General features: G+C 31.3%; 5 protein-coding genes. 3 read left to right on the top strand and 2 right to left on the bottom strand.

All coding sequences use genetic code 11. The features are described 5' to 3' along the window. Positions 1-314 precede the first annotated feature (314 nt). Both E0W68_RS12450 and E0W68_RS12445 read right to left on the bottom strand, forming a co-directional pair. Positions 315-1,166, bottom strand: coding sequence for a hypothetical protein (locus E0W68_RS12450; RefSeq protein WP_135219766.1), 852 nt, complete (start codon positions 1,164-1,166; stop codon positions 315-317). 188 nt (positions 1,167-1,354) lie between these two features. After that, entirely contained in the window at positions 1,355-2,191 is an 837-nt protein-coding gene (locus tag E0W68_RS12445; RefSeq protein WP_135219765.1) for a universal stress protein, read from the bottom strand. A gap of 217 nt (positions 2,192-2,408) precedes the next feature. Between E0W68_RS12445 and mnmE the strand changes: the two genes are divergently transcribed. From mnmE to E0W68_RS12430, 3 genes are all read left to right on the top strand, one after another. Further along, a complete protein-coding gene (gene mnmE / locus E0W68_RS12440; RefSeq protein WP_135219771.1) occupies positions 2,409-3,806 on the top strand; it encodes a tRNA uridine-5-carboxymethylaminomethyl(34) synthesis GTPase MnmE in 1,398 nt (465 codons plus the stop codon). Positions 3,807-4,424: 618 nt separating this feature from the next. After that, positions 4,425-5,507 (top strand): tyrosine-type recombinase/integrase, encoded by a 1,083-nt coding sequence (locus E0W68_RS12435; protein WP_135219764.1) that lies wholly within the window; start codon positions 4,425-4,427, stop codon positions 5,505-5,507. 48 nt (positions 5,508-5,555) lie between these two features. Beyond that, positions 5,556-6,356 (top strand): hypothetical protein, encoded by an 801-nt coding sequence (locus E0W68_RS12430; protein ID WP_135219763.1) that lies wholly within the window; start codon positions 5,556-5,558, stop codon positions 6,354-6,356. Positions 6,357-6,383: the final 27 nt, after the last annotated feature.

Raw genomic sequence — 6,383 nt, 5'->3', positions numbered from 1 at the left:
CCATAGTTAACTTGGTTCAATGAAAAGCCCCTGCATTGCAGGGGCTTTTTTTTATATACGATATACAAAAATGGTAACAGCTTTTAATTAGACTGTTTTTTTATTTTTTGATAAAGAGTACTGCATTATGAAACAGCTTCTTATCTTGTTTTTATTAATGTATGGAAGAGGTTAACAATTTAACTATCATTAGATATAAAATAAAAGTCTCCGCAATTGCGGAGACTTTTATTTTATATTGTTATTATTCAAGATATTTTTTAGTAGTGTGTAGAATCAGAAATAGGTTTGTGTTTTAATAGTATTTTTTACTTTTAGTTGAAACTAAAATCTATTAGATCTGTAAACATCATTTGCCATTTGCTTTTCTTTTTCCAAATGCTGTTACGCATTGATTTTACCAATGGAATATAAGGTTTTATTTTCTCTGCTTTTTGAGATTTTTCTTTTTCGAAAGTAATATTGGCAACATTCGTATCAGGAAATTCAATAAGTGTATATAGTGTATATTCTATTTCTTTGAAAATTCGTCCTGACAGTAGAGCATTAATATTGGTTTCTCCGTTATAGACAGGTATTTCAAAAATATTTAATATATTCCATATTCTTTTATTTTGGAATGTTTCGAATAAAGAATTTAAATAATTTTTCATTGATTTTTTTGCAGCAAGATCAAAATGAGAAGCAACTACCATGTATTGTTCATCAATAATTTCTGAAAAAATTAAATCATTGAATGTATATATGGTTTTATTCATAAAATTTTTAATCTTTTCTACTTTAAGGCTGCCCTGATTTTCGATTTTGTCAAGCGGGTCAGACTGGATAACACTTACTACCGATGATGTACGGGTATTATGGTTGTATATTGAATATACATTGTAATTTACGGCATAAGAAAACCCGTCTGAGGATTTATAGTTTTTAGCAAAAGAACTGTAGGTTAACAATAATCCATCATCAAAACGGTGGATTACATTAAGGCTTTCGTTTATCGCATTGCCTTCTAAATCAAGAACGGTATAAAAAATACTTCTATCTTCTTTGGCTAATACATATTTGTCGCCAAAGTATGAAACATCATTAAATAATGTTTCTTTAGTTTTCCCGAACTTGTCAACCAATAATAATCTGTTATTAGTTGACATTTGTGTTGTAAAGTTCATGCGCTACTTATATTAATAATTAAAATATTAAGTGATAGCACAGCCAATTGAGGCGTTTATTAGTAAATAATTGCGGTACGTGAGGGATGTGGGGGAGGAAGCGGTTTTTAATAATTTATTTATTTTTCATAGATGTTTATATAAAATTAATAATTAGTTAAGTTATTTTTAATAATATTTTATTTTTTTTAACATTTAAAAACGAGTATTGGTACTTTGCTGTGGTATGCCATCTTTTTTGTAAGGCTGCGATGAAAAAGGCTTTCAAAGAAACTTCTTTTATGTTTTAGCATTGCTACCATATCAATTTGTTGGTTTTCTATAAAATCGAGAATTGTTTGCTCTATATGATCTCCCGATATATTAAAAAAATCAATATTTTCATTTTTATAAAGCATTTTCCATTCATTTATCTTTTCGTCTATATCAGACGGGTCATCATCATTTTTAATATGTAGGCATGAAATATTTGCTCCAATTCTTTTTGCTATTTCTACTAATTGCTCAAGGGCTTCGCCATCTTCTTCTTTATACTGTGTTGTAAACACTATATTTTTTATTTGATGATGAAACTCTGCTTCTACAGGAACACCTAAAACAGTTGTCTTGGCATTTGCTATTACTGTTGCGGTATTGGAGCCTAAGAAAATTTCTTTTATTCCGCTTGCACCTGTTGTTCCCATTACTATCAAGTCCACATTTTCATCGTTGCAAACCTCATTGATGCTGTATGTAAGATCGCCACCCATAAGTATATTACGTAACTTTATTCTTTCCGGTTTTATTTTTTTTGCAATTTTTTCCAGTTTCTTTATTTCTTCTTCAAATTTCTCTTCCTGATTGTGCGCTACAATATCAAAAACTTCTTTAGCGGCTCCGGGCAATACAGGTGGTTCAACTATAGGAAGGCTATATACATGCAGTACGATTATATCTGCTTCAAAAATATCTGCAAATTTGAGTGCATAGGTAAATGCAGCGTTTGCAGTCTCAGAAAAATCGGTGGGAAAAAGTATATTTTTCATATAAAAGCGTATTTTTTGATTAAAATTACGAAATAAGGTTATTAACAATACTTAGTTTTCTTACAATTTCATGTAAATTAACCTAACCGTAATCTAATTCTGTTATGTTTACACCTTAAATTTACAATTTAAAAATGTATTTGGGGCTTTGAAGCCTAAAGTATATAACAAATGCATCATTAATTACTATACCTTATATTTGCAAAAAAAAATGTCAATGATCTTACAGGATACCATAGTAGCACTTGCAACACCTTCGGGTTCGGGGGCAATCGCGGTATTGCGTCTTTCAGGTTCAGATGCTGTTACTATAGCAGCGAGGATATTCCGTCCATCTACTAACAAAGATATTAGGTTGGTTAAATCGCACACAATTCATCTGGGAAATATCGTTGAAAATGATAAAATATTCGACCAGGTACTACTCTCTGTTTTTAAAGGATCTAATTCATATACAGGGGAGAACGTTGTAGAAATTTCGTGCCATGGCTCTATGTATATACAGCAACAAATAATTCAGTTACTTTTACGCAATGGATGCAGAATGGCAAATCCCGGAGAGTTTACTTTACGGGCTTTTTTAAACGGAAAACTCGATCTTTCACAGGCAGAGGCAGTAGCTGATTTGATAGCCAGTGATAATGAGGCTTCGCACCAAGTGGCAATGCAACAGATGCGCGGTGGGTTTTCGAGTGAGATAGCGAAACTGCGTGAAGAATTACTCAATTTTGCCTCGTTAATAGAGCTTGAACTCGATTTTGCTGAGGAAGATGTTGAATTTGCCGATCGTACGCAGTTTAAAGAATTATTGAATAGGATAATATTTGTTTTAAAAAGGCTGATAGACTCTTTTGCTGTAGGTAATGTTATTAAAAACGGAATTCCTGTAGCCATTGTGGGTGAGCCTAATGTGGGTAAATCGACTTTGCTAAATGCTTTGCTAAATGAGGAGCGTGCCATAGTATCGGACATTGCCGGGACTACCCGGGATACTATTGAAGATGAGCTTGTAATAGGGGGGATTGGGTTTAGGTTTATCGATACTGCCGGTATTCGTGAAACGCAGGATGTTGTGGAGAGTATTGGTATTAAAAAGACTTTTGAAAAAATAACACAGGCTCAAGTTGTTATGTATCTTGTGGACAGCTATCAACTGGTAAATGATGCGGAGCAATTATCACGTTTAAAAATTGAGATTGCAAAAATAAAAGAGCAATTTCCGTTGAAACCTTTACTTGTTTTAGCCAATAAGGCAGATAAACTTGATGATATTCAAAAAGAGATTATTTTAAGGGAAATTGACAATGTATATCTGCTGTCAGCAAAAGAAAACACGGGATTAGACGAACTTAAAGCAAAGTTGTTATCTTTTGTTAATACAGGTGCTTTACGCAATAATGAAACTATTGTTACTAACTCAAGGCATTATGATTCACTACTAAAAGCTCTGGAAGAAGTACAAAAGGTACAGTTTGGGATGCAATCAGGTATTTCTGCCGACCTTATGGCGATAGATATCCGACAGGCGCTATATTACTTTGGAGAGATTACCGGTCAGGTTACTAATGATGAGTTATTGGGGAATATTTTTGCTAATTTCTGTATCGGAAAATGACTATTGAAAACATCGGATAGAAAAAGAAAGAAAAAGCACTGTATATCAGTTAGTTAAAAACAATTAATTTTCTGAAATTTTCACATTTATAGTTGTTGTGTCAAAATAATTGTTTAATTTTGGACACAAATTTAATGGTGTGCCATTTTTTGTGACAGTATTGGTTTTTATAAAACAGCTTTGTCCACTTATGTCCCATCTGTATCGTAACTTGTCCGATTCTTATGCTTTTAACTGGCAAAACGTATAATAAAATATGCCTATTCTGTAGGAAAGAATTTGAAGCACAAAAAAGGACTACTAAATATTGTAGTCATCAATGTAATTCAAGGGCGTATAAAGTGCGGAAGCGTGATGAAAAAGATGTTGAGGTTAATTTTGAAGAATTTGTAAAAAGGGAACTACAATACCAACGTGAATTAATGAGTCAAATTCAGGTTACGTTGAGTGAACTTATCGAATCTCAAAAATTTTCTTCAAAAGATTTTATCACACCTACTGAATACTGTAATCATTATGGTATCAGTAGGAAAACTTTAAGCCGATATATAAAAGATAATAAGGTAATCGTACATAAGCTCAGTAATCGGAAATTTTTAATTAAAAAAACATCTTATTATGACAGTAAGAACGTATTACCGTGAAACAAAAGACGGTAGAAAAGTAGTTTATGTGGATTATTCCATTGATGGCAATCGAAAAAGAGAACGAACAGTAATGTTTTATTACTCACAGCCAAAAAACAGTTCGGAACGTGAACACAACAAGGAAACAAAAAAATTAGAAGAAAATTATGTTTCTAAACTGACTTTGAAAATTCAAAGTGGAGAGTTGGGAATTCAAGTTTCAAAACACAAGAACAAAAATTTTATTGAATTTTTCAGCTACCTGACTCAAAAGCGTGAGAATACCGATAAAAATTATAGTACTTGGAGGTCTGCATTAAAACATTTAAAAGAATTTTGTCCAAACGGATTAAGTTTTAAACAGATGGACAAACATTGGTTGGAAGATTTTAAACATTTTTTGAGTGTTACACAAGGTTTGAAAAGTTCATCAGCCAATAATTATTTTAATGTGGTAAAACATGGTATTCACGATGCTTTTAGGGAACGATTAATCCCTATTGATTTTGCTACTTTGGTTTCAGCACCAACAGTTGAACACGCAATTAGAGTGTTTTTAACTCATGAGGAAATCCAAAAATTAAAAGAAACTGAATGTAAAAATCCAATACTTAAAAAAGCATTTCTTTTTTCTTGCATGACTGGAATGGCTTATGCAGACATCAAAAAATTAGAATGGAAAGATTTTAGAAAAGATGATGAGGGCAATTTCTTTATTGATTTTCATCGTAAAAAAACAAAAGGGTTACAAAATCATCCAATTTCTAAAGAAGCAAGAGAATTTTTGGGTGTTGCAAGTAAATTGCCAAACGAAAAAGTTTTTAGAGAATTGAACTATAACAGTTGGATGAATATGCAATTACGAGAATGGGTTTATAGTGCTGGAATTCAGAAAACCATAACGTTCCATTGTGCAAGACATAGTTATGCAACGCTACTTTTACACAAAGGAGCAGATATAACTGCGGTAAAAGAACTTTTAGGGCATAATGATTTGAAGACAACGATGATTTATGCTAAAGTTATGGATATTGACAAACGAAATGCAGCCGACCTTATTCATTTCGGAATTTAATTTTTTGGGCTTTTTTTACATATAGTTAAATGGATAAAATGAACAAAAATGAGTCAAGACATAAATAACATTAACAGATTCCTCGATAGCTTATGCTTCGAGGAGTCTTTAATATACAAGTTCCTTTTTAGCGATAGAAGTGCAACAAGTTTTTTTAGTGATGTATTATCTAATTTAAGAAGTGATGTTGAAAGAATAAAAACCTTAAACCAACTCTTATTTTTACTAAATGAAAACAGTCAAGACAGAATTATTGAATTTTTTCATCAAAATGAGTTGAGTTTAATTCCTATACAACCTAACAAATACCTAACATCATCATTTACTTTTGAAGAAGAAGAAGCATATAACCATGAATTGATGATAAACGCTTTGTCGAGAAAAGAAAATGAACTAATAAAACTAAAGGAAGATAACATTCCAAAATTAATACAAACCTATACTAAAGACAACAAGAATTCAGTAGTAAAGGGATTAAATTATGTTGGAAATAAGGTAAATCTATTGAATTTTAGAAATTATTTAGTTGATAAAGGACTAATAGAAAAAGCTGATGATGAAACCTTCTTCAATATTTTTAGTGAAGAATTCACACCTAATAGCAAACTAATTCATTGGAATGCAAGTGTAAGTGAGTTTAAATATTTTATTAAAAAAATTAAAGAATCAAAAAGATGTTCATTACCAAAGCGGTTTACAATAAATTTATGTTACATGTTTAGTTGGCGAAATAAACATACTGGTATAAAAGCACCTATTACAAAAGAAAATTATACAAATCACAATGAACGAATTAATAAAAATATAAAAACATTTATTGATAATTCTATTAAGCACATACCAGATTAGTTTAGTCCCTACCAAAATTTGAAAAAT

Source organism: Flavobacterium salilacus subsp. salilacus (genome assembly GCF_004634195.1).
Classification (GTDB): domain Bacteria; phylum Bacteroidota; class Bacteroidia; order Flavobacteriales; family Flavobacteriaceae; genus Flavobacterium; species Flavobacterium salilacus.
Note: the sequence above shows the minus strand (reverse complement) of the source record. Positions and strands in the feature narration are given on the sequence as shown.

Coding starts and splice junctions, on each gene's coding strand:
- E0W68_RS12435 (WP_135219764.1), top strand. CDS start 4,425: ATGACAGTAAGAACGTATTACCGTGAAACAAAAGACGGTAGAAAAGTA.
- E0W68_RS12430 (WP_135219763.1), top strand. CDS start 5,556: ATGAGTCAAGACATAAATAACATTAACAGATTCCTCGATAGCTTATGC.
- E0W68_RS12445 (WP_135219765.1), bottom strand. CDS start 2,191: ATGAAAAATATACTTTTTCCCACCGATTTTTCTGAGACTGCAAACGCT.
- mnmE (WP_135219771.1), top strand. CDS start 2,409: ATGATCTTACAGGATACCATAGTAGCACTTGCAACACCTTCGGGTTCG.
- E0W68_RS12450 (WP_135219766.1), bottom strand. CDS start 1,166: ATGAACTTTACAACACAAATGTCAACTAATAACAGATTATTATTGGTT.